The organism is Salibacter sp., from assembly GCF_031581065.1.
Classification (GTDB): Bacteria; Bacteroidota; Bacteroidia; order Flavobacteriales_G; family Salibacteraceae; genus Salibacter.
On the sequence record NZ_JAVLBN010000031.1, the window covers coordinates 1 to 25,677 of the forward strand.

The following is a 25,677-nucleotide window of genomic DNA, read 5'->3' on the forward strand; positions in this document are numbered from 1 at the left end:
ATTGCTAAAATGGGAACCGTATCATATTTCACTTTATTGAGTTCTTCGAATAGTGTTTCTGTTTCAGTGTGAGTAGTAGTATCATAAGCCATATAGTATAACTCCTCATACATTCCCCACCATTCATTGAGATGAATCGTGCTATCTGTGTAATGATCCCATCGCCAGTCTGGAGTCATCCTGGCAGACATATCAAATAAGTGAGTTGAATTATAAGGAGGATTCAACTGGCCAAACATGTGGCGGAGTTGACTATTGACATTAGCCGTTATGCTATCATTTACCTGAGCATTAACAGTATTTACAAGAATTGAAAAAAGTACAATGATTAAAAGACCAATCTTTTTCATAAGGTGTGTGTTTTGGGGTTAAATCTTTTGTAAAGTTACGAAAACGACAATACAAATCAACACTTTACGATAATAAGGTGCATGTGAATTTTTATACAATAGCACTCTTTCCCTTATACAGCCTAAAATAGCCGCACATGAGGTTTTTGTTAAAAAAACTTATTTTTAACATTAAGTTAACAACTTAAGTTGGATTTGACTTTTGTAGTCTCTCAAAAAAACAGAAAATGTTATACAGGCTTTTTATAAAGGGAAAAACGTACTATTTAAAAGTTGATAATCAACAGAAAAACATCGGTTTAATCAGGTATAACATTAATATCAGTATCTTTTAAACACAGGCCTCCCTGTTCCACAATGAATGAAATGACGTGTCAGTTCCACGAACTTATGCTCTCGTGTTCACTACAAGAAAAAAGTTAATCAAGACTGATTCCTGCATTCCCGATCGTGCGATATAGTTCATCGCGTAATTCTTTGCTGATTGGTGCAACAGGAAGTCTTACAGTGCTTTCACAAATTCCCAGCATTTCGAGCACAGCTTTTATTCCGCTCGGGCTGCCTTCTTTGAAAAGCAATGGAATAATATCGCAAAGTTGGTAGTGATACTTTCTCGCAGTTTCCAGGTCGCCTGATTTACCGGCTTCGATCAACGATTTAAAACGTTTTGGAAACGCGTTAGCGATAACGCTAATCACACCATCGGCACCAATAGCCATTTGAGGGAGTACTAAATCATCATCTCCTGAGATCACTTTAAAGTTCTCTGGCCTGTTTTTGATGAGTTGTGTCATTTGAGCAAGATCTCCGCTCGCTTCTTTTATTCCAACAATGTTGCTGAATTCACGTGCCAAACTGAGAGTTGTTGAAGCAGCCATGTTTGAACCAGTTCTCCCCGGAACATTGTACAGAATAATCTGCTTGTCAGTTGCTTTAGCCACAGCTTCAAAATGACGGTAAATTCCTTCCTGGTTAGGCTTAACATAAGCCGGACTAGCTGATAACAAAGCATCAACTTTAGCCAGTGAGTCGATATCTTCAAGCTGTTCGATGACTGCAGCGGTATTGTTTCCTCCGTGTCCATACACAACCGGAACTCTGTTATTCACCGTTTCGATCACAAAATCGAGCGAGTTATTCTTTTGCTCGCGGTTGAGTGTAGCAGCTTCACCTGTCGTTCCCTGAACAACGAGATAGTCAACTCCGCCCGTGATAAGGTGCTCAATCAGTTTTTCAAATCCTTTGTAATCGATGCTTGTATCTTGCTTGAATGGCGTGACAATCGCTACGCCTACTCCATTGAATTTATCCATAATGCTAAGCTGTTTTCTTGTTTATCATTCTTAAAAAGCGCTCCAGTTGTTCGGCAAAGTAACGCGCGGTTTCGTCTTCACGAATCGATAGCAAGAGGTCGAAATACGGTTCTGACCACGATGCGTTTCGAGCAGATCGTGTATTTGCACTAATCGATTTATTGACGAAAAGCAGCGGTATGGCCGGGTTACGAGAAGGCATGATTACCAAATCGTATTCCTGCTTCAAATTTGCAACTTTTTCATCATTCGGCTTGCCGTAAAAGTTTGTATCATTCCTGTTAAGAATCACAATCTTCGATTCATTTTCCAGGTATTGCGGTAATTTTTTTTCCTTTATATCGATGTAAAAAACGGCATCCACATCAAAAATACCGTAATCAGATTTTAACTTGCTGTAATACCATTTTAAGTCGTCATAATCCTGCTGGCTCTCAATGAACCCCAGCAACAAACAACTTTGAACCTCATCGAGATTGATGTTTTTCCTTCTTTTCTCGGTCAGAGCCGGAAGCGTGCCGAGCATGTATTTTCCAAGTCTGTTCCTCAGTTTTCCAAGTATCATTTTAAAATATCTAAAAAGTCCGTCTCACTGATGATCGGGACACCGAGCTTCTCAGCTTTTTCGAGTTTAGCCGGTCCCATGTTATCTCCTGCAATGAGGTAATCAGTACTGCCGGAAATTGAGCCCGTGTTTTTACCACCATTGTCCTCGATCATCTTTTTGAGTTCGCTGCGCGAATGTTTTTCAAATACTCCTGAAATCACAAACTTTTTACCAACTAATTTATCAGATGATGAAGCGAGTTCCTCTTCGCTCAGCTCCATGCTCAAACCATGATCCTTCAGGCGATTTACTATTTCAACGTGATCTTCATTTTCAAAATAATCGTGAACGCTTTTGGCAATGACAGTTCCAATTTCGGGAATAGATTCTAATTCTTCAACCGATGCTTTTTTCAAATTTTCCATCGATTTCATTGCTTTGGCAAGTGTCTTTGCAACTGTGGCTCCCACGTAGCGAATTCCCAACCCGAATAAAACACGCTCAAACGGTTGTTGCTTACTTTCCTGTATGCCGTTGATCAGGTTTACAGCACTCTTTTCTGCCATCCGTTCAAGTGGCAGTACATCTTCCTTTTTGAGCTCATAGAGATCAGCCATGTTATTGATCAAGCCTGCATCGTGAAGCTGAACGATTGTCTCTTCGCCTATCCCGTCAATGTCCATCGCGTTCCGACTGATAAAGTGCTGCATTTTACCAATGATCTGTGGCGGACATCCTGCTTCATTGGGGCAAAAGTGAAGCGCCTCTCCTTCCTTACGAATCAATTCAGTCCCGCACTCGGGACATTCAGTGATGTACGCAAAAGGTTCACTGTCATTTGATCGCTCCGTTTTGTTGACGCCCACGATTTTTGGAATGATCTCTCCTCCTTTTTCCACGTAAACCTGGTCACCTTCTCGCACATCCAGCTTTTTGATGATATCAGCATTGTGAAGTGAAGCGCGTTTTACGGTTGTTCCGGCAAGCTGAACCGGTTCCAAATTAGCAATTGGTGTTACAGCTCCTGTGCGACCTACCTGGAAAGAAATGCTGTTCAGCTTTGTTTGCACCTGCTCGGCTTTGTACTTGTAAGCGATTGCCCAACGTGGCGACTTAGCCGTGCTTCCCAGTTCTCGTTGTTGCTCGTAATTGTTGACTTTTATGACAACTCCGTCAATCTCAAAATCGAGTCCGAGGCGTTTTTCCTCCCAGTAATTGATGAAATCCATAATTTCATCGATGTTCTTACATTTCTGGATTCTGTGATCACTAGGGTTTGGAATTTGAAAACCCCATTCACCGGCTTTTTCCACTGAAGCAAAATGTTCATCAGCTACTTCATGTTCTGAGTAGATACCGTACAAAAAGCAATCGAGTCCGCGTTTAGCAACCTCACTGCTATCCTGCAATTTCAACGAACCGGAAGCTGTGTTTCGCGGATTTGCATAGGGCTTTTCGCCTTTGTCGATCAGGTTTTTATTGAGTTTTTCAAATTGCGGTTTGCGCAACATGATTTCACCTCTAATCTCAAATGAATCAGGGTAATCGCCATCAGTCAGAACAAGCGGAACAGTTTTAATCGTGCGCACATTGTTCGATACATCATCGCCTTTTTGTCCGTCTCCCCGAGTGACAGCCTGGTAAAACTTTCCATCCCGGTATTTAATCCCGATTGCAACACCATCGTATTTCAACTCACAAACAAACTCAGTTTCTCCTTCAATGTTCTTTGCCGTACGCTTGATGAAATCGACAATTTCATCTTTTGAATAAGAGTTACTGAGCGATTGCATCGGGTAATCGTGCTCAATCGTATTGAACTCCTTTGTGATGTCTCCGCCAACTCGCTTTGTTGGAGAATTGGGATCGTCAAACTCAGGATTTTCCTCCTCCAGCTTTTCGAGTTCCTTCATTTTCATGTCGAACTCCTGATCACTGATCGAAGGATCATTCTTTATGTAGTATTCATGGTTGTAGCGCTGTAGCTCTTTGCGAAGCGCTTTTATCTTTTCTTCAATGTCTTTTTTATCAGCCATTTTGATGGTATTCAGCCGCCACAATTCGCGGATTTCCACTTAAATCTTCTATCAACTCAACTTTTTCATAGCCTTTTCCTTCTAGCATTTTCACTACTTCATCTCCGTATTGATAATGCGTTTCAAAAAAAATAAGACCTCCTTTTCGCAAAAGTTTTTTGGCTTTATCAGCTATGAGATCGTAAAAATAGAGTGGTTTATTTTCTGGAGCAAACAATGCGAGGTGTGGTTCGTGATCAACCACATTTTTATCGAGTGATTCTCTTTCATTTGAATCGATATAAGGCGGATTACTCACTACAATGTCAAATTCACGGTCAGAGCCGTAATCCTCAATCCCCGCTACCTCGAAATCGATCGCAGCATCCAATCTGCCGGCATTTCGTTTTGCAACATTTATTGCTCCGGGACTTTTATCAATTGCCGCAACATTCCACTCTGGCCGATTGACTTTTAGCGATACAGCAATACAACCGCTGCCGGTTCCCACATCGAGCAAGCTATAATGGTTCTGACCAAAACGGTTTAAAATCAGGTGGACTAATTCTTCCGTCTCTGGTCGCGGAATGAGCACATTTTCATCAACTTCAAAATCGAGATCGTAAAAATGCGCTTCACCTAAAATGTATTGTAGTGGAATGTCTTTTTTGAGGTCTTTAACAAGGTAGATGAACTTCAACAACTCCGATTCAGAAAGCCTTTGCGAGAGGTTCAACCGCATTTCGTGAGGCGCCAACTCAAGAAACTTACGCATAGCTTCTTTGGTGATGAAATCAATCTCTCCACTAGTGAAATGAGCAGAAAGTTTAAGTTGAATATACTCACTAACGGCTTTTATTGTATTTTCGGGTATTTCCACGACCGCGAAGTTAATAACCTGGTTCGATTATTATCGCTTTTCATAATGACTACTCACCAAGTGGAACCTGAGAAATAGTCAAAATCTTTAAAGAGTTTCCTCAAAAGTTCCACAGGAAGAAGCAAAGCATTGGTTATAGTGCAAACAAGTGTTCAATGTTCTTTGAATGGGTAAGCAGTGTAGCTGTTTCTATATGAGTTAATTAGTGGATGTTCTATTTCAACTTCGACTGAGTCATTTCTAAATCTGAAATCATACTCAATGTAACCTTTATTTTTATTTGCAATAGATTCAATAGAACGGTAAAACCCATCCTGTCTCATTAACTTGTGGCCATCGGAGCTTATGCGTTTTAGAGAAATGTGTTTTTGCAATATTGTTGAATCTAAAAAAAAGGAATATGCACGATAAACACTATCCCGGTTCACAAACTGATAATAAGTATATCTACTGCTCCCCGGAGCCGGCACCCAATTTACAGGCCATTCTAGTCCATGCTCTTTTAAGAAAGGTAGAAGTTCATTATAACCATTCGTATCCTTTATGAGCGTATCATTTCCATTATGGTAAACATACAACTGGATATCCTTTTGAGCCGAATTTTGAGATGCCTTATTCCTTATTAAGGAACACGAAACTAGAACAATAAGCATCCCTACATAGAGGGATGCTTTCATTAAATTTTTCATTCAGCTATATAATCCTTTAAAAATTGATAAATATCTGGATCCAGGTCATCTGGATTTAAGTAAACTGTGGAAAAGCTCTCATTAGACTCAAGAATGGAGTCAATCTCATCCAAATCATCCTCACTAGGGGTGGCTACTTCTCCCGGTACCAAATTCTCATTGATTTGGCTTGTTGCATATTCATCGCATATAACCAAATCACAGCCGCCTTGCGGAGGAGCTATTTGTAGTCTAACAACCCAGGGGCCTCCAGCACATGCACCTGCAGCATGATATGAATTAGCAATGGGATCGCCATTATCATCAGTTTGAAAAATAACAGCCAATCCTCTTCCATTGCAATACATCCATTCAGTAGATGCAAAAGTTGAAAAAGAAATAAAAACAGAAAAAAACAATATTATTAAACGTTTCATAAGAATACATTTTAGTAGTTAACAATTAAATTCGAATACAACTATCTGTTTATGCGCATATTAGATAATCGTTTCTCGAATCTATTAAAAAATAAAATGACAATCCAAAATTTCCTGCTTAAAATAGAACTTTCACACTTATGTGCTTTGATAAGATTATTTACTTAACCAGTAGTATTCGATAAAAGAAATCAGCTATTAGAACTAAACAGCCCCCTTTTTAACAAAACCCGTATTCCATCTTTTGAAATAGGGGTTTGTAATGGTTGCGTCATTGGTTTTCCTTGATTGGTTGAGCTAATAAGTGATAAAAGTTTTGTTATAACCTGAGTTCACATTATTTACTGTGTTATTTTTATCGCGATAGCTAATATCCTTCAAATACTTGCCTTGTAACTACACGTTCTTATTGATTTTGACTTTGTGAGAATTATCGAACTTATAAAAATCGATACATTTGACCGATCAAAATAAAATAGTGGACACTCGATGAACATTGATGAACAGTACATGCAGCGTTGTTTGGAATTGGCGAATTTAGCCAACGGATTTACAGCTCCTAACCCAATGGTTGGATGTGTGATTGTTCATGATGGAAAAATAATTGGTGAGGGATTCCACAAAAAAGCCGGTGAACCACATGCCGAAGTAAATGCGATCAACTCGGTGGAGGATCAGTCTCTACTTCCTGAGTCTACTCTCTATGTTAATTTAGAACCTTGTTCGCACCACGGTAAAACACCGCCCTGCAGTGATCTGATAGTAGAAAAAAAGATTAAACGTGTTGTGGTTGCGATGCAGGATCCGCACAAAGCTGTTGCGGGTAAAGGGCTCGAGCGATTGAGAAAAAACGGAATTGAGGTAAAAACGGGAGTACTAGAACGCGGAGCCCTTCAGCTGAACAGACCTTTCATCACTTTTCACACGAAAAAACGTCCTTTCATTACACTGAAATGGGCTAAAAGTGCAGATGGATTTATCGATCACCACCGCATTTCGAGTGAGAAAAGTGCTAAGGCAATTTCAGGTCAGCATACCGCTATTTTAACTCACAAGATGCGTAGCAGGCATGCAGCTATCATGGTAGGAACACGAACTGCATGGTTGGATAATCCATCACTGAACACGCGGTACTGGAACGGAAATGATCCGGTTCGTATCACGCTAGATCGCAATGCGATGTTGCCAAAAGATCTCAAGCTTTTTACTGATGGCAAACCAACTGTCGTTTTCAATGCACAGGAGAATCATATTGAAGGTGAAGTGGTTTTCAAGAAACGATCGTTCGATAACGATTTAATTCCTTCTTTGCTCCACGACTTGCATGAATTACAGGTTCAGTCACTTTTTGTTGAAGGTGGATCGATGCTTTTGCAGAGCTTCATCGATCGAAATCTCTGGGACAATGCATGGCTGTATAGCTCGCCATTGGTTCTGACCGAAGGAGTAAAAGCACCAACTTTTAACTTCCCCTTTAAAAACCGCTTTACAATTGGTAATGACTTAATTGAATACTATGAAAATTAGGTTTTGCTTTATTTTCATGTCATTAGTCGTCAGCAGTTTAAGTTTTGGTCAGAACTCTGACTCCACCCTTTTCAAAGAAATAGATCAGCGGCTTTACGACATTTGGGACTACATGTCATCACATCCTGATTCATTTGATACTGAGGTCAATAAAATAATGAAGGATGCTAAAGCGATTGGCTATCATTCGGGAGTTAGCCAGGGCTGGCGCTACAAAGCAGTTAAAATGCTCTATGCCGGTGAACTCGATTCAGCCTTGCAACTCGCTGATCGCGCACTTGAAATCCAAGTAAGACATGATGATAAGAGCAACGCTGCTCTAACTTACAACCTGATGGGCATAATTTACAAAAAGAAAACTGATTACGGCAAAGCGATCAGTTGTTTCATGAATGCTCTTAAAATTAATCAGGAGCTGGATTATCTTTCTTCAGCAGGCGCTAACTACTCAAACTTATGTGAAATATACCGCATTCAGGGTAAATACGAAAAGGCAGTTGAAACAGCCAAAAAAGGACTCTTACTCAACATTACTGACAAAGACACATTTGGAATTTGTAGTTCTTACAACAACCTGGCTCTTAGTTATCAAAAATTGGGCAAGTATGACACAGCTGCGGAGTACCTGATGAAATCACTCGAATTAGAGAGAAGACTAAACAGATCAAATGGAGTTGTTCAAAGCTATATTAATATTGGAAATCTCTATGCTGAAAAGGGCGATTATGATCTGGGGCTTTACTATACAAAAAAAGCATTGAACCAGTTTGACTCTGTAATGGATGTGGAAAGTAAAGCCGTTGGATTATTGAATTTATTTGATCTATATCACCATAAGGGTGAATTGGATTCAGCATTCAAATACGGCTCAAACGGACTTGAACTAACGAGAGAAATCGATTACCCAGATCTGGAGTATGATTATCTAAAAATCTTTACAAAGTACTACTCTTCAAAGGGTAATTACAAAAAAGCTCTCGAACATTACAGGAGAAGTGTTCAACTTCGCGACAGTCTTGACCTAGTTAACGATGGCGTTAAAATAGCTGAAATTCAGGAGCGGACAGAAGCTGAAATAAAAAAACAGGCCTTAGAAGAAAAACAAAAAAGCAATTTCAAATTCGGTTTTTGGATCTATTCCATCTCGTTCGTTTTCTTTTTGATTATCAACATCATTACATTTAAATTTAAAAAGAACTTTCTACCACTCCTTATTAAAAAAGTAACCTGGTTTCTCACCATATTCAGTTTTTCAGGAATAATTTACCATCTGGTACAATACTATTTTAACACAGGCTTAGAAAGTAACATAAACTTCTTTCTTCAACTTGTTATCGTCACATTGACCTCCGTTCTTTTCTACACTTTTGCCGTTCGTAAAAGCGAGAATAAATGATCTATTTAATACTTTCCATAGCCTCTTCCACCCTTTTATTCGTGATATTTAGATGGATTGGCCTGGCACGCATCAACAACTTTCAGGCTGTAGCCATCAACTACTGGGTTGCCGGTTTGCTAGGGCTCGGACTATTTTTTAAAGATGTTCCTGAATTCACTGCTAAGCCAGATAACCTAATCACGAGCGGAGCAATGGGCATCCTGTTTATCACCATTTTTTATTTCATGGTAAGAACCACTCAGGAATACGGCATAAGTGTGGGAAGTGTGGCCAATAAAATGGCAGTCGTTATCCCCACAGTAGTTGCCATATCCCTCTATTCAGAGCCCGTAAATTCATGGAAGATTATCGGGATTTTGCTCGCTATCGTCAGTCTATACCTCACAAACAAAAAGAAAGGGAAAGACAGCAGTAAGTACATCGGGTTGTTTCCGATTATCGTCTTCCTGGGCAGCGGGCTCATCGACACAATTTTGAACTATGCAGCCTTTAAATTAGTGAGAGAATATGAAGGGATTTTCACCTCGTTTATCTTTTTAGCTGCCGGAATTTTAGGAGCAATAGCTATTCTATACAAACGCGAAAAACTCCAAAATAAAGCGCTAATTGGCGGATTGGTGCTGGGAACCGTAAACTTTGGCAGTATTTACTTTATTCTCAAAACGCTTAATGCTGATATCCTGGGGGCAAGTGCCATATTCCCCATCAACAATCTCTCAATCGTATTGTGTTCTACCTTTGTGTCAGCCTCTTTTTTCAAAGAAAAGTTATCATTGCTCAATATTTTTGGAATACTCTTCGCAATAGCGAGCATTGCAATTTTAGGATTTTTAAATCATGGATGAGCAGGACACATACCTTACCATAACAAAACAAATTGAGGGCTTTTACAAAGAAAAAGGCAGTAAGTTCCTGGGATATGCTATTCCGGTTGAAAATGTTGAAGAAGTAAAAGAAAAGATTGATGCCTTGTGGAAAGAACATCACAATGCCCGACACGTATGTTTCGCTCACATCATTGGCGTGAAACAACCACAAATCAGAGCAAATGATGACGGAGAACCGTCCAACTCAGCCGGAACTCCAATACTCAATCAAATTCGCTCATTTGAGGTCACAAATACTCTAGTAGCAGTTGTCCGTTATTACGGAGGCACAAAACTGGGAGTTTCCGGATTGATCAACGCCTACAAAACAGCCGCCCGTGAAGCTCTCGAAAATAACACCGTTGAAAAACGCTATATCGAGCATTATTACAGCATTACAGAAAGTTACGAAAACATTAGTCTGTTAAATCGTATATTAGAGCAGCAAAACGTTAGAATTGTCAATCAGGATTTTGGCAGTTCAGTGAGTATGACATTTGCGGTCAGAACCACAAACAGCGAGCAACTACTCGCGCAACTAACCGCCAAACAACTGAGCGAACCTACATTTATTAAAACAGTACAATGAAATTTTTGGTCACTCTTCTCTTCTCATTTCTCCTTGCAGGCTATACTGTGGGACAAAAAGCTCCACAGCACAACACCTACACAGGTAACCATTCCCAATATTTTTATTTGAGTGAGGAAGTAAGCGATGCATCTACTGAATATTTAGCTCAAGAAGCAACCTCGAAATTACTCCCTGAACATATTTCAAATGAAATCTCGCTAAAAGAGATCAGTGAGAAATCTTCAAAAACCGGAACTATTACGCGTTATGGTATTGCTTATCAAAACAAACCAGTATATAAGTCTCAGCTTTTTGTACAGCGTTTAAGACGAGTACCAAATAAAGTCTTCATCGGGTTTTCAATGCCCAAAAAATGGAATGCTAAACCTACTCCGGGCCAGCCATTTGACGTTTGGTTTTTTGATGGTAGAGAGATGATTCCGGCTCTGACCGAAACAACTGAAGATGCTGGCGGAATGCACTACGAATCTGTCACAAAACTCGATGGCGGTAAACTGATTAAAAGACCGTGGGGAGCTTTCTCCGGACAAAATGTTAAAGCCAGATGCAGTCACTACGCTCCCGATCCAATTTCCAGCTCAGGTTCTTCTTACTCACAATCGCCTTTCCTCGACAACAATGACGCTAACAACTCCGCATTAGAAGCCGAAATACAATTCGACTCTGTTGAAGTTACACTCGATACCGGAACGTATTTTCTCCAAAACGACTATGTGAGAATCCGCGAACACAGTTTGCCTAATGTTGCTCCGGTAACCTCTACCGTTCCAAACTTTGATTATACCAGAGATCAATCAGGATTTGAAGACGCTAATATTCTCTACCACATTTCAAATTTTTGGCATTATATAGACGCTCTGGGTTACGGTTCTGAGATGAATTACTCAATCCCTGTTGATGCGCATGGATTTAATGGTGATGATCAATCTGCTTTTGACAACTTTACGAATCCGCCACAACTCACATTTGGCGAAGGAGGAGTAGATGATGGCGAAGATGCTGACGTAATCGTGCACGAATACACACATGCTATTTCACACGCTTTGGCTCCTTTCACAAACTCGGGTGGCGAGCGAAGAGCGCTTGATGAAGGAGTTTGCGATTATACAGCTGTTTCATATTCAAAGACCTACACCAATCATTTGTACAGCGAAGTTTTCAACTGGGACGGCCACAATCAATTTTGGGATGGTCGCGTAGCCTGGCGTAATGATCCATATCCACAGGCGTTAACGGGTAGTTTTTACCAAAATGCAGAGTTGTGGAGTTCAGCATTGGTTCATATTGAGGCAAATCTAAATCGGGATTTAACGCACAAAATTCTGTTCGAGAGTATTCGCAACTACCAATCGGGAATGACGATGAGGCAAGCAGCTCATCTTTTCATTCAGGCCGATAGCAACTTAACTGGCGGAGCAAATTACCCCGTCATTTCTCACATTCTTTTAGACCGCGGATTCATTCAGGAATCGCAAGTTCCTCGTCCGTCCGGAATTATAGCAGATGTTGAAGAAGCCCACCAAAACTCCTTTATCAAAATAAAAAACACTTACGGGTTTACATATCAAAAGAGCGCTTTAGAGGTTTACGCTTCCAGATCTCTCCAATCTGTTTCGGTTTACAATACCTTAGGCAAGTTGGTTTTTCGGTCAGAGCCGGGATCTGACCATTACCGACTTGCAGCTGACAAACTCTCCTCAAGCGGACTTTACATCATAGAATTAAAAACCGATAATACCACAAGAGTTCAAAAAATCGTGGTTCCTTAAAAGTGAGGCTTGAATTTCGAGATCAGTTCTGCAGGCGGCTTTGTAGGCTTTCCGGATTTAACATCTACAAAAACAAGCGTTGTAAAGGCATCGTTTAGCTGCTCTCCTTTTTCGTTGTAAGCTTTGTAGTGAAAAGTAATTCGCAAGGAAGGTATTTCACGTACTTCAACTTTAATCGTGATGTTTTCATCATAAAAAGCAGGTTTGAAGAATTTTGTTTGATATTCCAACACTGGAAGCATCACACCAGAATCTTCAAGATCTCGATATGAGATGCCCAAACTCCTCAACATCTCCACTCTGGCAACTTCAAAATAAGTAGCATAATTGCCGTAATAGACGTAACCCATACGATCAGTATCAGCATATCGGACCCTCAACTTATATGTGTATTTAAACATATAAAATGATTTATTAACATTTAGTCGTGGAATAAAATTTTCCACATAATTACTGTATTTTTCAACGAAAATACTCAAAAACTAAATTAGAATATTGAGTTCCAAAAAAGAAATTATTTTTTTTAATAAAAAATGAAAGTCACCAATCTACTGATCATCAAAGGAAGCGTTGATAAGAAAAGGAAAAATATCAAAAATCCGCGTGAACTCTAAGCTCTAAACCTTTTTTAGTCTCGTTTTTTTCTTTAAATTGAGAGGCAAAACAGGGAGTAAAAAAAACTTGAATTACAACCCACATTTGGTTTTTTTTTTCACTTTTTTCTTAAAATTTTTGTCTTGCATCATTGGAATAAAAGTCTTTACCTACCCTAAACTGTCAGGCGAGACGTTAACAAATTCCCATTGATGTTTTTAGTTAAATGATTTAATAATTTATAACTGTTAGCGTAATGAGTAAACCACACGAAGAGGTCTGGAAGAACTGCTTATCTATAATCAAGGATAATGTGAGTCACCAGAGCTTTAAAACATGGTTCGAGCCAATCAAGCCTCTCAATCAAAAAGGGAGCACGTTAACAATACAAGTTCCAAGTCAGTTTTTTTATGAATGGCTGGAAGAGCACTATATTACTCTTCTCAAAAAGACCATTAAAAAGGAACTGGGACCAAATGGTTCACTCGAGTACTCTATTATCATGGAGAACAATTACAAGAACAACAGCAAATCGTTGTCAGTAAAAGTTCCCACAACAAACAAGAGTGCCGTGAAAAACCCTTCTGTTTCTATGCCTTATGAAGTTGGTGGAAACAAGGGAATCAAAAACCCATTCATTATACCGGGATTGAAAAAAGTTGTTGTGGAATCACAACTCAATCCTAACTATTCTTTTGAGAATTTTGTAGAAGGTGAATGCAACCGTTTGGCAAGAAGTGCAGGCTATGCAGTAGCGAGCAAGCCAGGAGGAACTGCTTTCAATCCATTACTTACTTATGGAGGCGTTGGCTTGGGTAAAACACATTTGGCACACGCTATTGGGATCGAGATTAAGAATAATCATCCCAACAAAACCGTTCTTTACGTATCTTCAGAGAAATTCACACAGCAGTTCATCGACTCGGTGAGGAATAACACACAAAACGATTTTGTGCATTTCTACCAAATGATTGATGTTCTCATCATCGATGATGTGCAGTTTTTTGCCGGAAAGGAGAAGACACAAGATGTTTTCTTCCATATTTTCAACCACTTGCACCAAACCGGTAAACAGTTGGTGTTAACAGCTGACAAGCCTCCGGTTGAGATGCAGGGCATTGAGCAACGTCTGTTATCGCGTTTTAAATGGGGATTGAGCGCTGATCTTCAGGTTCCGTCACTCGAAACACGAATTGCCATCCTCCAAAAGAAGATGTACACTGAAGGCATAGAGCTTCCAAACGAAGTTGTTGAATACCTTGCATATAGCATTACCAGCAATATTCGTGAACTTGAAGGTGCACTTATTTCACTCATCGCACAATCGTCACTCAATAAAAAATCGATCACGCTCGATTTAGCCAAAGAGATGATTGATAAGTTTGTGAAAAATACAGCAAGAGAAGTTTCAATCGATTACATACAAAAAGTTGTGTGCGACTATTTCAACCTTCCAATTGAACTATTGAAATCTAAAACCCGCAAACGTGAAGTTGTTCAGGCACGCCAAATTGCGATGTTCTTTGCCAAGCAAATGACCAAATCATCATTGGCGAATATTGGAGCTCACTGTGGTGGAAAAGATCACGCAACTGTATTACACGCCTGTAAAACAGTTAACAACCTCATTGACACTGATAAGCGCTTTAGAAACTACATTGACGATCTTGAAAAGAAAATATCTATACAGTAATTTAATTGCTGCATTGTTATTGGATAAGGGGATGTATCAAAACCGAAAACTTTCCGTTTTCGGTTTTAAAAGGCTTTTGAAAAATGTTAGTGACTGAAAAATATTAATTACTATTCTTTGGTCACTGGCTTTTTTGATCTGAAAGCACCTTTTGATACACCCCCTTTTATTTTCGCCCTATGAAGAAGATTCTCGTTGTTTGTTTAGGTAATATTTGCCGCTCTCCCATGGCTCACGGACTACTCCGCGACAAAGCTGAAAAGCGCGGTATTGTCTTAGAAGTTGAAAGTGCCGGAACCAGTAATTTTCACGTTGATGAATCACCTGATAATCGGGCTCAGGAGAAAATGAAAAGTTACGGATATAATATCAGCGATTTACGCGGCAGACAATTCATCCCTTCAGACTTTGAGGAGTACGATGAAATCTTTGCGATGGATGAGAATAATTACAACGACATCATAGCTCAGGCACAAGATCGGTCAGAGCGCGAAAAAGTCAAGTTGTTCTTGTCTGAGATCAACGGTGAAAACCTCAGTGTTCCCGATCCATATTTTGGTCATGAAGATGGATTTGAGCATGTTTTCAAGTTGCTTGATGCCGCATCAGATAATCTATTAAAAAGAATTGAGGATGAATAAAGGCTCACTCTTTCTCATCCCAACTACCCTTGGACCGGGAAAATTGGAGACGTCCCTACCGGGTGAGGTTCTGACCAAAATTGACGAATTAAATTGCTTTGCGGTTGAAAAGGTTAAAACAGCTCGCAGGTTTCTCAAAAAAGTCAACAGAGATCGCGATATTGACAGCACTTCATTTTTCATTCTCAACAAAAAATCGAGTGAAGATGATGTTCTGGAAATTTTACAGGAACTTTTAATGGGTAAAGATGTGGGAATGCTCTCTGAAGCCGGAGCTCCGGCAGTTGCTGATCCCGGAAGTTTGCTCGTGAAAATGGCTCATGAAAATAAGATCAAAGTGGTTCCTTTCGTTGGCCCCTCCTCTATCCTACTGGCTTTGATGGCGAGCGGACTCAACGGTCAATCCTTTACTTTTCACGGTTATCTGCCCCGCGATGAAAAAGACAGAAAGCAAAAGTTACTTGAGCTGGAGCGACTAAGCAGCAGGCATCATCAAACACAAATTTTCATCGAAACTCCGTACAGAAACAATCAAATGATAAAAAGTATCGTAGAAACATGCAGTCCCAGGACTCATATTTGTGTAGCGGCTAACATCACGACTGATCAGGAAAAGATTATGACCAAAACTGCCTCAGAATGGAAAAATAAAACACCAGATTTCAGCAAACAGCCTGCTGTTTTTCTTATTCAGGCTTCTTAAAATCAATCAGTTTCACGTCAAAAATCAGGTCTTTGTTAGGGCCCACAACACCCTTTCCCTGCTCTCCGTAACCGAGATAAGAAGGAATTACAACTCTCCATTGATCTCCTTCTCGCATCATAGAAACCACTTCATCCAGTCCGCGAACAACCTGTCCCTGCCCCAGATTAAACACCAATGGTTTGTCACGGTCAAATGACGAATCGAATTTGAGTCCACTTTTGAAATAACCGTTGTAATGAATCTTGATCAGATCACCGGGATTTGGTTTGGCTCCGTTCCCTGAGTGAACTTTATAAATTTCAATACCAGAATTTGTAACCGATTTTTCAACTCCGCTAGTATCGAGTGGCTCAACCGATTTCTTTTTACCCAATACCTGAATTTCGTAGTGTAAATCTGAATTTGACGGAACACGCATGACGATTTTATCACCAAAACCGAGATGCGAAGGAACTTTCAAAATATACCTTCCTCCTTCTCTGGAATGAGGAAAAAACCGGTTCATCCCGTCAACCATTTGAACCTGGCCAACCTCCATTTGTGATGGACTGCCAGACTGAAAAGTATTACTGAAAAAGCGATCATCATTTTGCGGCCTTCCTTTGTAATGAAAAATCACAACATCTCCCGAATCAATTCTTTCTCCGGTTCCTTTCTCCAGCGTTTTATACATCAATCCAGAACTATCGATAACAGTGTATTCAGTATCACGGTCAGAGCCCTTACCTGGCTCACCTCCGTTTTCATTGCCTGAATCGTTTGTGTTAGTCTGGCTGTTATTACATCCTAAAAGGAATAAGAAACTAAAGAGAAGTAGTAGCGTCTGCTGTTTCATCATCAATCACTTTTCGCAATTTCACATTGTACATCACAACGGTATTTGGCGGAATAGTTCCATCACTTGAGCCGTTTTGAAAAGCAAGTTCTGGTGGAATCACTGCCAATACTTCTTCACCTTCACGCATTTGTTGAAGGAGAATTTCAATTCCGCGGAGGACTTGCCCCTGTTGTCCCAACTCAAAATCAAAAGGCTCTGATCGTTTTACTGTGCTATCAAAAAGCTTCTCACCTGTTGTAAATCCTTCGTAATCAACAACAACTCGTTTACCGGCAATCGCTCTTTTTGCTTGTTTGTTTTCCTTCAGCCAAAAAGCGTGAATTCCGCTTATTGAAGAATAGTCAGCTATAGACCTGGATCTGACCATTGAAATAAAGCGCTGCTGGTTTGAGTCAGGAATTAATTGTAAAACTCCCGGATACAGCTTAGAGAACTGGTATTCTTCAGGAGAAAAAATTTCTTTGAAGCTCAATGTCAATTTCACTTTTGAGGCCTTTGACGAAATATCGAGCGGTCTCAACCTGCGGCCCGGCATCACAAAGCTGGCGCTATCGCCAAGATACAGTAACGATAAAGCTTCCATGATTCCGGTATCCACATAAGTTTGATATGGAATTACGGTCATTGAGTCCGGGTTCTGAATGACTTTGCCATTGAGTGTTTCGGCTTTGAATCGAATTCCGATCCACTGGTTATCCTGTGCTGAGTCACGACTGTCAGAAAATGAATGAATCTTGTATTCGAGTCCGCTCGCTGTTATTGAGCTGCCTTCCATTTCATGCTTTTGGCAACTGAAAGTAAGCAGAACAATAATGATTAAACTATTTAAGCGAAACCAGTTTAACATCGTAAACAATTGATGAGTGCATTGGAATTTTCTTTCTGTCACCGGCCAAACCATGAGCCAAACGAGGCGGAATAATAAAACGTGCCCTGTCACCAACCCGCATGTAAGTAATACCTTCATGCAATCCGTTTTCAACGTGATCCATACCTATGACAAACTCTTTTAAGCCGTCCTCTTTGCTGGTATAAACGGTATCTCCGTTGAGTAATGAAACAACGTATTCAATTGTTGCTACTCTCTTTACTGTAGCCTGTGGACCGGGAGTTGAAGCCGAATCATAAACAGAATAAAACAGACCGGATCCTGATCTTTCCATCTTCCATCCTCTTCGCTCGATGTATTTTTCAATCAGCTTGAACTCAACCAACTCGCGTTCGCGGTTGATCTCCATCAGTTCTTCTTTGGTAAAGTCCTTTTTATCGGCATTGACCAACTTATTTTCAGATGACTTTGAATTGGAGTTACAACTGAAAATTACTGATAGAATGAACAAAAAGATGAAGCTACGCATTTTGAGACAGTTCCAGTTTAACTTCTTTGATTAACGCTTCCAGTTTATCGATAGTTTCCTGCAATGAAAGATCGCTCTTACCTCCTGCTGCGTTGATGTGACCTCCACCCTCAAAGTGTTCGCGAGCAAACTTGTTCACATCAAAGTCGCCTTTGGATCTGAAAGAAATTTTGATAAATCCTTCACTGCTCTCACGCATGAAAGTTGAAAAAACTACACCTTTAATGCTTAGCCCGTAGTTTACGAGTCCTTCAGTATCACCTTTTTGATAGTCATAAGCTCTCAATTCATCCTGTGACAGAGCAAAGTAAGCAGCGTTTTCTTCAACTACTTTGAGCTTATCGTTGAGAACATATCCCATTAACCTGAGCTTTGACAACTTGTTTTGATCAAAAACACGATCGTAAACAACGTGTGGTTTAAGCCCCAACTCAATAAATTCAGCAGCAATACGATGCGTTATGGCAGATGTGGAATTAAATCTAAATCCGCCCGTATCAGTCAAAATACCTGTATAAAGAGCCTGGGCAGAATTGAGCGTCAGCTTTTGATCGAATTCGAGATTCTTGATGAGTTCGTAAATCAATTCGGCCGTTGAGGAGGCACTCGTTTTACTCAACACAAACTCAGCAAATTCATCTGGCTCCTGGTGATGATCAACCATGATGAAACAAGCATCGCTATCTACGAGTATATCGGTCAGATCCCCGGTACGCTTGAGATTGTTGTAGTCGAGACTGAAGATGTATTCTGCCTTTTTGAGTGCAGATTTTGCTTCTTCTTCCTGCTCAGTGTAAACCATGATTTCATCACTTCCTGGCAGCCAGTTCAAGAAATTAGGATACGGATCAGGAGCTACGATTGTAACATCCTGCTGACCGATAAGCTTGAGGTAGTGAAACAAACCGAGAGCAGATCCAACGGCATCACCGTCAGGACTCTTGTGCATGGTAATCGCAATTTTTTGCGGTTTGTTGAGTATATCGTGTAAATGTAAATAATCGCCTTCTGTCAAAATTTTTATTTTAAAATTAGATAAAACAAAGGAAAGGTTAATAGTAACAATAATGCTACTTTTGCAGCGAAATTGAACAAGAAAATTATTAACAATGGCTGGTACAACCACATTTACAATGATCAAGCCCGAAGCAGTAAAAGCAGGGCATATTGGAAACATTTTACAGATGATTAATGAGGCCGGTTTTAGAATTGTTGCGCTCAAAAAAACGCAATTGAACAAAGACCAGGCTGGTGAATTTTACGCAGTACACAAAGAGCGTCCATTTTACGGTGAGTTAGTTGAGTACATGTGTTCAGGTCCTATCGTAGCTGCAATTTTGGAAAAAGATAATGCTGTAGCTGACTTCCGTGAGTTGATCGGTGCAACTGATCCAGGTGAAGCTGCTGAAGGAACTATCCGTAAAAAATACGCTACGTCAAAAGCTGAGAACGCGGTTCACGGTTCTGACAGTGATGAAAACGCACAGATTGAAGGAAGCTTCTTCTTTTCACGTTTCGAAAAATTCTAAATCTCAGGGGCAGCTCTAGGCTGCCTTTTTAATTTCTATTTTCTGATGAAATTGTCTTCACTTTCCCTCAGGTTGTTGGTTCTTTTTGTACTCGGTTCGTTGCTGAGTTGCTCACAAATTGAAATGTTACCAAATCAGGCTGCTTTGCCTATGGATTATGAAAATCCTGTTGGTGATGAACTACGAATTATGACCTGGAATGTGGAGCATTTCGTGGATGAATACGATTCTCCTTATACTGATGCCTACAAAGAGAATAATGCTTCTGTTGCACCTGAGAAGAAAGCGCTGTTCATTGAAGCTATTCTAAAGTCAGATGCAGATGTTGTGGTACTACAGGAATTTGAAAGTGCCCAGTATCTCGAAAAATTGATGGGTGAACTCGATCAGGATCACGGTTATCAATTCTTTGCCGATTATGAAAGCCTGGGCTGGTACATGAATGTTGTAATCATGAGTAAAGTGCCGCTGGGTGTAATGTACGGCTACGGTAATGTTTACACTCCGGTTGAGTACGTTGACGAAAAAGGGAAAGAACGCAAAGAAACACAGATCAACATCAACACGCGAATGTGGAGTTGCCGCGTTTGGCCCACCCAGAGGAAATCGGTCGTGATTACCGGCCTGCACCTAAAAGCCGGGAGAGATAATCGCGATATCGCTACTCGTACTGGTCAAATTGATTTTTTGAACTACCAGATGAAACAGTTGACAAAAATCAACAAACGCGAAAACCTTGTTGTTCTAGGTGATTTTAACGCCTATCCAGACAGTAAAGAATTGGAGCTGCTCAAACAGGGAACAAAACGCACACAGCTTTTTGATCCGTTAGGTGATTCTGTTTACTCGCATCCATCTGATCAACCAGAAAGAAGATTGGATTACATCCTTTATAACAGCAGCATGGAAAAATCTTTGATCGATAATTCTGCAAAGATCTACAAGCCTTTTGAGCCAGGCAGAATGCGAATCGTGAGTGATCACTTGCCCGTGATCGCTGATTTTGAAGTGAAAAGTTTATAAAAAAAGAGGCTCTGGTCAGAGCCCCTTTAAATATCAGTTGATTAAAGTGATTTTTTTGCCAGGTAGAAATCTACCATTTCGAGATCACTGTTTTCTCTTTCAGTCATTTCCTGAACTGTCTTTGGTGGCGGAACAATTACTTTATCGTTCTTTTTCCAGTTCAAAGGCAAAGCTACACCGTGCTCGTCAGAAGTTTGAAGTGCTTCCAAAGACCGCTTAATCTCATCCATGTTTCTACCAACATTGAGCGGGTAATACATGATCAATCTAATTTTCTGTTTTGGGTCGATGAAGAATACTGCTCTAACGGCTGACGTTTCACTCTCTCCCGGTTGAAGCATTCCATACATTTTTGAAACTTTCATGTCGAGATCTGCAATGATTGGGAAATCAAAAAGTACACCTGTATTCTTTTTCACATTGTTCACCCAGGCTACATGAGAGTGGATAGAATCAATACTCAAGCCCATCAGTTTAGTATTGTGGTCATCAAACCATTTCTTTTCTTCTGCAAAACCACTCATCTCAGTTGTACAAACCGGAGTAAAATCTGCAGGGTGTGAGAAAAGAATCACCCAACTATCTTTTCCGTAATCTGATAATTTGAGATTTCCGAAAGTTGTACTCGCTTCAAAGTCTGGAGCGATGTCGCCAATTCTTGGCATGCTGTGAATTTCATTTGTATCTTCCATAATCGTAATATTTAATTGGTTTATTATTAATTATCTGAATACAAATTTCGCTAACAACAGCATCCTACACCGTAACTAAAGTCACCTAAGAAACTGAATACAAAACAATTAAAATTATAGTAGTATTATGAAAAGTTATAGCTGGCTTTTACGATCCTAAGCCTTAACAAATAGATTGTTATCCAAAAGTTTCAATTGGCTCTGACCATTAACCCTTTACTTCTTTTCTGCCATCAGCATGAATAGCAAATCTTCCTTCATTGCGATCATGAACCTGATCTCTACGAGGCCATGGCCATCCCCCAAACTGTGTTTGTTGGTAATCCTTGAATGCTTGCTGGATTTCTTCTTTAGAATTCATCACAAACGGTCCATACTGGATAACCGGCTCATCGATTGGGCGGCCTTGTAAAACAAGAACACGAGATACGTGATCGTGATTGATAATTGGTAAATCAACATCAGGCTCAACCTCGATTGAGTGATAGCGCGGAACCTCTTTTCCTGCTACTGTGATGCTTTTACCTACATAAAAGTAAACGGTGCGGTTAACGCCTTTTGGAGCTTTAGGTAAAGTCCATTTTGCATTTGGATTGAGAACGATGTTCCAAACTCCAACGTGATTATTTTTATCTGCGGCCCATGAATCTGGAGGTGGTGCCGGAGCTTCTACATCACCTAATTTACCAGCTATGACTTCAGCTTTAATCTTGTTGCCATTTTCATCACGAGCTGAGTATTTAGACTGATCTTCTTTCCACATCATTTTGAAGTGTGGCTTCACCATTTTGCTTTTGCGCGGCAAATTGAGCCAAATTTGGAATAATTCGAGTGGATTTTCTTTTTCTTCATTGATTAGTGGGAACATCTCAGAGTGTTGCACACCTTCTCCGGCTGTCATCCACTGAACATCACCAAATCCGTAACGACCGGCAGCACCTAGAGAGTCGGCATGGTCGATTAATCCCTCACGGACGAGTGTGATAGTTTCAAAACCGCGGTGCGGGTGCCCCGGAAAACCCGGCACTTTTGTCCCGTGATACATTCGGAATCCATCTTTGATAATGAAATCATTCCCGATATCTCTTCCTTTGAGTAATTCTTTATCGGGGCCCATATTTTCATTTCCCTGTGGAAATTGATCATCGTGGTGTACGCAAAAGAGAAACGGATTGGGTGTTTCCCAGTTAAATCCGAGTGGTTTAATGTTTTTTATTGGATTCACATCTACTGATTTTTGATCGTTTACAATTCCAGAACGAGTCACTCCTGAAAACGGCCACGTTAGAACGGCTGTGGTTCCGACCGTGAGTTTACTCAAAAAGCTTCTCCTGTCATTTTTGGCACTCATATCATTCTGTTTTTGATATAACCAAATTTAGTAATTATTTGTTTATACATGTAATTTTTTAGGCATAAAAAAACCGCTCCAAAAACTGGAGCGGTTTCAAAATTTATAGAAGAGCGACTAACTATTTATCGTCATCGCCTTTTTCCATTTTATTTTTCAAATCACTCAATGCATCGAGATCACCAAGAGTGGTTCTTTCTCCTTTGTCATTATGAGACTTGATTTGCTGGCGAGTAGCTTTCTTAGCAGCAGGCTTCTTCTTGGCTCCACCTCCACCACTAGCTTTACTCTCATCAACATCATCGTGAAGTTTACCATGTGAAATGATAATTTTCTTCGCTTCTTTGTTGAATTCCAGAATTTCGAAATCCAAAGTATCATCGATGTTGACTTTGCCACCGTCTTCTTTATTAGCGTGACGTGTTGGGCAGAATCCTTCAACTCCGTAAGGAAGTGAAACGATGAAACCTTTGTCATTCTTAGAAATCACTGTACCCTGGTGAACTGATCCTTCAGTGAAGACAGTTTCAAATACATCCCATGGGTTTTCTTCGAGTTGTTTGTGACCGAGTGATAGCCTGCGGTTGTCCTTATCGATTTCGAGAACAACTACTTCTAGCTCGTCACCAACTTTACAGAATTCCGTTGGGTGATTGATTTTCTTGCTCCATGAAAGGTCAGAGATGTGTACCAATCCATCAATACCTTCTTCGAGTTCAACGAACACGCCAAAGTTTGAAAGGTTGGTAACTTTACCTTTATGCTTGGATTCAACCGGGTATTTTTCTTCGATATTTTCCCATGGATCTGGAGTGAGTCTGCGAGTTGAAAGCGACATCTTGCGCTCTTCGCGGTCGAGTGTCATGATAACTGCTTCCACTTCGTCACCAACTTTAAAGAAGTCTTGCGCAGTGCGCAGGTGTTGTGACCAGCTCATTTCAGAAACGTGGATAAGACCTTCAACACCTGGTTGTATTTCAACGAAAGCACCGTAATCAGCAAGTACTACAACTTTACCTTTTACTTTATCGCCTACATTGAGATCTTCACTAAGGTTGTCCCATGGGTGAGACTGAAGTTGTTTTAGACCAAGAGCAATGCGTTTCTTCGAATCGTCAAAGTCAAGGATAACAACATTGAGTTTTTGATCGAGTTCCACAACTTCCTCAGGATGGTTGATACGACCCCATGAAAGATCTGTAATGTGGATAAGACCATCAACTCCACCAAGGTCGATAAACACACCGTAAGAAGTGATGTTTTTCACAGTACCTTCAAGTACCTGACCTTTTTCGAGTTTCGTCATGATCTCAGCTTTTTGCTGCTCTAGCTCAGCTTCAATCAATGCTTTGTGTGATACAACAACGTTTTTGAATTCGTGGTTGATTTTCACAACCTTGAAGTCCATTGTCTTGTTCACAAACTGGTCGTAGTCGCGAATTGGTTTCACGTCAATTTGAGAACCGGGAAGGAAGGCTTCCAGTCCAAATACGTCAGCGATAAGACCACCTTTAGTACGACATTTAACGTATCCTTTGATGATTTCATCGTTTTCTTTCGCTTTGTTAACTTTCTCCCATGCGCTAAGTGTACGCGCTTTTTTATGAGAAAGAACGAGCTGACCTTCTTTGTCTTCAAGACTTTCAACGTAAACATCTACTTTGTCACCAACCTTTAGATCAGGATTGTAACGGAATTCAGATGTTTGAACAATTCCTTCAGATTTGTAACCGATGTTGATTACAGCTTCTTTTTTACCGAGTGAAACGATTGTACCATCAACAACTTCGTGTTCTGCGATAGAAGTAAGCGTTTTGCTGTACTCTTCATCCATCTCAGTCACTTCGTCTTCAGAGTAAATCTCTTTTTGCTTTCCGAGTTTGCTCCAGTCGAAATCGTCTAATGGTTCAACCTTATCATAATCAACCGGCTCACTGTCAGATCCAGAAGCTTTAGCGTTGCCGCCTTTGTCTTCGGGCTCTGATTTTTCCGTTTCAGCATCTACGTCAACCTTTTCAGCTTTTTTCGCTTCGGTTTTTGTTTCAGCCTTTGGCTCAGATTTTTCAGTTGATTTTTCCTCAGCTTTAGAATCAGCTTTGGTTTCAGGAGTTTTAGAAGCAGACTCCTGTGCTGCTTCGTTTTTTGCTGCTTCTTTGCTTTCAGCAGCTTCTTTTTTCTCTTCTGCCATGAATGGCCTCGATTTGTATTGCAGTTGCGGTATCTGCAAGTAATTTAACTTCAGCTGTTTCCGCATTAAACAGCCCCTTCCTTTTGGAAAGGAGGCGCAAAATTAGTGATTATTTATCCGGTTGCAAAATAAGTTACTGAGAATTAATGCTATCAGGCTATGTGTTTTTTCCATTTATGAAAGTTTTTTGGATCAGAACCGAAAGGTTTGAGGTCAAGCTGGAGGCACAGACCGCAAGCGTCAGATGCTGAAAGTGCTGACCGAAAGCGTCAGTAGTGAAGGTCGAGGTCGAGGCCTAGGTCAAGAACGTTCTAATCTTGTTTTTGGGATTATTGAATGTTTAAGTTATTAGGGGCCTCATTCCTTGCGTCACGAGCTTATAGTGCTGACCGCAAGCGTCAGTAGTCAAGGCTGAGGTCAAGGCCTAGGTCAAGAACGTTCTAATCTTGCTTTTGGGGTTAATGAATGTTTAAGTTGTTAAAGGAGCTTAGTGTCGTGTAGACCTGACAGGTTTTGGAAACCTGTCAGGTCTTGGGGACAAAAGATAAGGGGGTGTATCAATACCGAAAAATCTATCATTTTTCGGTATTAAAAGGCTATTCGTTAAAAGTTATATTGCTGATTTAAGTAGCTTAACATAACAATAACCTGAATTTTGAATTTTATAACGTCTTTAGATACCCCCCCGAATTCACATAACT

At 40.3% G+C, this 25,677-nt stretch carries 25 protein-coding genes; 10 read left to right on the forward strand and 15 right to left on the reverse strand.

Annotation, left to right across the window (positions count from 1 at the left end):
- The 7 genes from RI557_RS08240 to RI557_RS08270 all read right to left on the reverse strand — a co-directional run.
- A partial coding sequence (locus tag RI557_RS08240) for a hypothetical protein (RefSeq protein ID WP_310683184.1) occupies positions 1–350 on the reverse strand: 350 nt, incomplete at its 3' end.
- A gap of 419 nt (positions 351–769) precedes the next feature.
- Positions 770–1,663, reverse strand: coding sequence for a 4-hydroxy-tetrahydrodipicolinate synthase (gene dapA, locus RI557_RS08245; RefSeq protein WP_310683186.1), 894 nt, complete (start codon positions 1,661–1,663; stop codon positions 770–772).
- 4 nt (positions 1,664–1,667) lie between these two features.
- The gene (locus tag RI557_RS08250; RefSeq protein WP_310683187.1) at positions 1,668–2,228 is read right to left on the reverse strand and encodes a DUF6913 domain-containing protein; all 561 of its coding nucleotides are present in this window, start codon (positions 2,226–2,228) and stop codon (positions 1,668–1,670) included.
- Positions 2,225–4,246 (reverse strand): NAD-dependent DNA ligase LigA, encoded by a 2,022-nt coding sequence (gene ligA, locus RI557_RS08255; protein ID WP_310683189.1) that lies wholly within the window; start codon positions 4,244–4,246, stop codon positions 2,225–2,227. Before ligA ends, RI557_RS08250 begins: the two co-directional genes overlap by 4 nt.
- The gene (gene prmC / locus RI557_RS08260; protein WP_310683191.1) at positions 4,239–5,105 is read right to left on the reverse strand and encodes a peptide chain release factor N(5)-glutamine methyltransferase; all 867 of its coding nucleotides are present in this window, start codon (positions 5,103–5,105) and stop codon (positions 4,239–4,241) included. The genes ligA and prmC overlap by 8 nt, the downstream gene beginning before the upstream one ends.
- Before the next feature lie 152 nt (positions 5,106–5,257).
- A complete protein-coding gene (locus RI557_RS08265) occupies positions 5,258–5,782 on the reverse strand; it encodes a hypothetical protein (RefSeq protein ID WP_310667467.1) in 525 nt (174 codons plus the stop codon).
- Positions 5,783–5,790: 8 nt separating this feature from the next.
- Entirely contained in the window at positions 5,791–6,210 is a 420-nt protein-coding gene (locus tag RI557_RS08270) for a hypothetical protein (protein WP_310683193.1), read from the reverse strand.
- A 489-nt stretch (positions 6,211–6,699) separates the two neighbouring features.
- On the opposite strand from RI557_RS08270, the gene ribD reads away from it, so the two are divergent.
- The 5 genes from ribD to RI557_RS08295 are packed head-to-tail and all read left to right on the forward strand — an operon-like array spanning position 6,700 to position 12,363.
- The gene (ribD, locus tag RI557_RS08275; RefSeq protein ID WP_310683195.1) at positions 6,700–7,737 is read left to right on the forward strand and encodes a bifunctional diaminohydroxyphosphoribosylaminopyrimidine deaminase/5-amino-6-(5-phosphoribosylamino)uracil reductase RibD; all 1,038 of its coding nucleotides are present in this window, start codon (positions 6,700–6,702) and stop codon (positions 7,735–7,737) included.
- Positions 7,727–9,133 (forward strand): tetratricopeptide repeat protein, encoded by a 1,407-nt coding sequence (locus RI557_RS08280; RefSeq protein WP_310683196.1) that lies wholly within the window; start codon positions 7,727–7,729, stop codon positions 9,131–9,133. Before ribD ends, RI557_RS08280 begins: the two co-directional genes overlap by 11 nt.
- Positions 9,130–9,981, forward strand: coding sequence for an EamA family transporter (locus RI557_RS08285; RefSeq protein WP_310683198.1), 852 nt, complete (start codon positions 9,130–9,132; stop codon positions 9,979–9,981). The genes RI557_RS08280 and RI557_RS08285 overlap by 4 nt, the downstream gene beginning before the upstream one ends.
- Positions 9,974–10,591 (forward strand): YigZ family protein, encoded by a 618-nt coding sequence (locus RI557_RS08290; protein ID WP_310683203.1) that lies wholly within the window; start codon positions 9,974–9,976, stop codon positions 10,589–10,591. Before RI557_RS08285 ends, RI557_RS08290 begins: the two co-directional genes overlap by 8 nt.
- A complete protein-coding gene (locus tag RI557_RS08295; RefSeq protein WP_310683205.1) occupies positions 10,588–12,363 on the forward strand; it encodes a T9SS type A sorting domain-containing protein in 1,776 nt (591 codons plus the stop codon). Before RI557_RS08290 ends, RI557_RS08295 begins: the two co-directional genes overlap by 4 nt.
- Here the strand turns inward: RI557_RS08295 and RI557_RS08300 are convergent.
- Entirely contained in the window at positions 12,360–12,764 is a 405-nt protein-coding gene (locus RI557_RS08300; protein ID WP_310667460.1) for a thioesterase family protein, read from the reverse strand. The two genes, RI557_RS08295 and RI557_RS08300, sit on opposite strands and share 4 nt — an antisense overlap.
- A 449-nt stretch (positions 12,765–13,213) precedes the next feature.
- Here RI557_RS08300 and dnaA point away from each other — a divergent pair, with 449 nt between their 5' ends.
- The 3 genes from dnaA (at position 13,214) to RI557_RS08315 (ending at position 15,994) form a co-directional block, all read left to right on the forward strand.
- Positions 13,214–14,650 (forward strand): chromosomal replication initiator protein DnaA, encoded by a 1,437-nt coding sequence (dnaA, locus tag RI557_RS08305; RefSeq protein ID WP_310667459.1) that lies wholly within the window; start codon positions 13,214–13,216, stop codon positions 14,648–14,650.
- Positions 14,651–14,829: 179 nt separating this feature from the next.
- Positions 14,830–15,291, forward strand: coding sequence for a low molecular weight protein-tyrosine-phosphatase (locus RI557_RS08310; protein ID WP_310683207.1), 462 nt, complete (start codon positions 14,830–14,832; stop codon positions 15,289–15,291).
- Positions 15,284–15,994, forward strand: a complete 711-nt coding sequence (locus RI557_RS08315; RefSeq protein ID WP_310683209.1) for an SAM-dependent methyltransferase — start codon at positions 15,284–15,286, stop codon at positions 15,992–15,994. Before RI557_RS08310 ends, RI557_RS08315 begins: the two co-directional genes overlap by 8 nt.
- Here the strand turns inward: RI557_RS08315 and RI557_RS08320 are convergent.
- The 4 genes from RI557_RS08320 to RI557_RS08335 are packed head-to-tail and all read right to left on the reverse strand — an operon-like array spanning position 15,978 to position 19,208.
- Positions 15,978–16,835 carry an FKBP-type peptidyl-prolyl cis-trans isomerase gene (locus RI557_RS08320; RefSeq protein ID WP_310667456.1) on the reverse strand — a complete coding sequence of 286 codons (858 nt, stop codon included), beginning with the start codon at positions 16,833–16,835 and terminating at the stop codon, positions 15,978–15,980. The genes RI557_RS08315 and RI557_RS08320 overlap by 17 nt on opposite strands.
- On the reverse strand, positions 16,801–17,610 hold the full coding sequence (locus RI557_RS08325) for an FKBP-type peptidyl-prolyl cis-trans isomerase (RefSeq protein ID WP_310683212.1): 810 nt from the start codon (positions 17,608–17,610) through the stop codon (positions 16,801–16,803). Before RI557_RS08325 ends, RI557_RS08320 begins: the two co-directional genes overlap by 35 nt.
- Positions 17,611–17,656: 46 nt before the next feature.
- On the reverse strand, positions 17,657–18,193 hold the full coding sequence (locus RI557_RS08330; protein ID WP_310683214.1) for an FKBP-type peptidyl-prolyl cis-trans isomerase: 537 nt from the start codon (positions 18,191–18,193) through the stop codon (positions 17,657–17,659).
- The gene (locus tag RI557_RS08335) at positions 18,186–19,208 is read right to left on the reverse strand and encodes a bifunctional oligoribonuclease/PAP phosphatase NrnA (RefSeq protein ID WP_310683216.1); all 1,023 of its coding nucleotides are present in this window, start codon (positions 19,206–19,208) and stop codon (positions 18,186–18,188) included. Before RI557_RS08335 ends, RI557_RS08330 begins: the two co-directional genes overlap by 8 nt.
- Before the next feature lie 94 nt (positions 19,209–19,302).
- On the opposite strand from RI557_RS08335, the gene RI557_RS08340 reads away from it, so the two are divergent.
- Positions 19,303–19,722 carry a nucleoside-diphosphate kinase gene (locus RI557_RS08340; protein ID WP_310683218.1) on the forward strand — a complete coding sequence of 140 codons (420 nt, stop codon included), beginning with the start codon at positions 19,303–19,305 and terminating at the stop codon, positions 19,720–19,722.
- Positions 19,723–19,767: 45 nt separating this feature from the next.
- Positions 19,768–20,745: an endonuclease/exonuclease/phosphatase family protein gene (locus tag RI557_RS08345; protein WP_310683220.1), complete on the forward strand. Its 978-nt coding sequence runs from the start codon at positions 19,768–19,770 to the stop codon at positions 20,743–20,745.
- Positions 20,746–20,786: 41 nt separating this feature from the next.
- On the opposite strand, the gene RI557_RS08350 is transcribed toward RI557_RS08345, so the two are convergent.
- The 3 genes from RI557_RS08350 to rpsA form a co-directional block, all read right to left on the reverse strand.
- The gene (locus tag RI557_RS08350) at positions 20,787–21,437 is read right to left on the reverse strand and encodes a peroxiredoxin (protein ID WP_310683222.1); all 651 of its coding nucleotides are present in this window, start codon (positions 21,435–21,437) and stop codon (positions 20,787–20,789) included.
- A gap of 208 nt (positions 21,438–21,645) precedes the next feature.
- Positions 21,646–22,788, reverse strand: coding sequence for a pirin family protein (locus tag RI557_RS08355; RefSeq protein ID WP_310683224.1), 1,143 nt, complete (start codon positions 22,786–22,788; stop codon positions 21,646–21,648).
- A 121-nt stretch (positions 22,789–22,909) separates the two neighbouring features.
- A complete protein-coding gene (rpsA, locus tag RI557_RS08360; RefSeq protein WP_310683226.1) occupies positions 22,910–24,976 on the reverse strand; it encodes a 30S ribosomal protein S1 in 2,067 nt (688 codons plus the stop codon).
- Positions 24,977–25,677 lie beyond the last annotated feature (701 nt).

Excerpts from the sequence above, each read along its gene's own strand:
- dapA (WP_310683186.1), bottom strand. The coding sequence starts at position 1,663 with ATGGATAAATTCAATGGAGTAGGCGTAGCGATTGTCACGCCATTCAAG.
- RI557_RS08250 (WP_310683187.1), bottom strand. The coding sequence starts at position 2,228 with ATGATACTTGGAAAACTGAGGAACAGACTTGGAAAATACATGCTCGGC.
- ligA (WP_310683189.1), bottom strand. The coding sequence starts at position 4,246 with ATGGCTGATAAAAAAGACATTGAAGAAAAGATAAAAGCGCTTCGCAAA.
- RI557_RS08265 (WP_310667467.1), bottom strand. The coding sequence starts at position 5,782 with ATGAAAGCATCCCTCTATGTAGGGATGCTTATTGTTCTAGTTTCGTGT.
- RI557_RS08270 (WP_310683193.1), bottom strand. The coding sequence starts at position 6,210 with ATGAAACGTTTAATAATATTGTTTTTTTCTGTTTTTATTTCTTTTTCA.
- ribD (WP_310683195.1), top strand. The coding sequence starts at position 6,700 with ATGAACATTGATGAACAGTACATGCAGCGTTGTTTGGAATTGGCGAAT.
- RI557_RS08280 (WP_310683196.1), top strand. The coding sequence starts at position 7,727 with ATGAAAATTAGGTTTTGCTTTATTTTCATGTCATTAGTCGTCAGCAGT.
- RI557_RS08285 (WP_310683198.1), top strand. The coding sequence starts at position 9,130 with ATGATCTATTTAATACTTTCCATAGCCTCTTCCACCCTTTTATTCGTG.
- RI557_RS08290 (WP_310683203.1), top strand. The coding sequence starts at position 9,974 with ATGGATGAGCAGGACACATACCTTACCATAACAAAACAAATTGAGGGC.
- RI557_RS08295 (WP_310683205.1), top strand. The coding sequence starts at position 10,588 with ATGAAATTTTTGGTCACTCTTCTCTTCTCATTTCTCCTTGCAGGCTAT.
- RI557_RS08300 (WP_310667460.1), bottom strand. The coding sequence starts at position 12,764 with ATGTTTAAATACACATATAAGTTGAGGGTCCGATATGCTGATACTGAT.
- dnaA (WP_310667459.1), top strand. The coding sequence starts at position 13,214 with ATGAGTAAACCACACGAAGAGGTCTGGAAGAACTGCTTATCTATAATC.
- RI557_RS08310 (WP_310683207.1), top strand. The coding sequence starts at position 14,830 with ATGAAGAAGATTCTCGTTGTTTGTTTAGGTAATATTTGCCGCTCTCCC.
- RI557_RS08315 (WP_310683209.1), top strand. The coding sequence starts at position 15,284 with ATGAATAAAGGCTCACTCTTTCTCATCCCAACTACCCTTGGACCGGGA.
- RI557_RS08320 (WP_310667456.1), bottom strand. The coding sequence starts at position 16,835 with ATGATGAAACAGCAGACGCTACTACTTCTCTTTAGTTTCTTATTCCTT.
- RI557_RS08325 (WP_310683212.1), bottom strand. The coding sequence starts at position 17,610 with ATGGAAGGCAGCTCAATAACAGCGAGCGGACTCGAATACAAGATTCAT.
- RI557_RS08330 (WP_310683214.1), bottom strand. The coding sequence starts at position 18,193 with ATGCGTAGCTTCATCTTTTTGTTCATTCTATCAGTAATTTTCAGTTGT.
- RI557_RS08340 (WP_310683218.1), top strand. The coding sequence starts at position 19,303 with ATGGCTGGTACAACCACATTTACAATGATCAAGCCCGAAGCAGTAAAA.
- RI557_RS08345 (WP_310683220.1), top strand. The coding sequence starts at position 19,768 with ATGAAATTGTCTTCACTTTCCCTCAGGTTGTTGGTTCTTTTTGTACTC.
- RI557_RS08350 (WP_310683222.1), bottom strand. The coding sequence starts at position 21,437 with ATGGAAGATACAAATGAAATTCACAGCATGCCAAGAATTGGCGACATC.
- RI557_RS08355 (WP_310683224.1), bottom strand. The coding sequence starts at position 22,788 with ATGAGTGCCAAAAATGACAGGAGAAGCTTTTTGAGTAAACTCACGGTC.
- rpsA (WP_310683226.1), bottom strand. The coding sequence starts at position 24,976 with ATGGCAGAAGAGAAAAAAGAAGCTGCTGAAAGCAAAGAAGCAGCAAAA.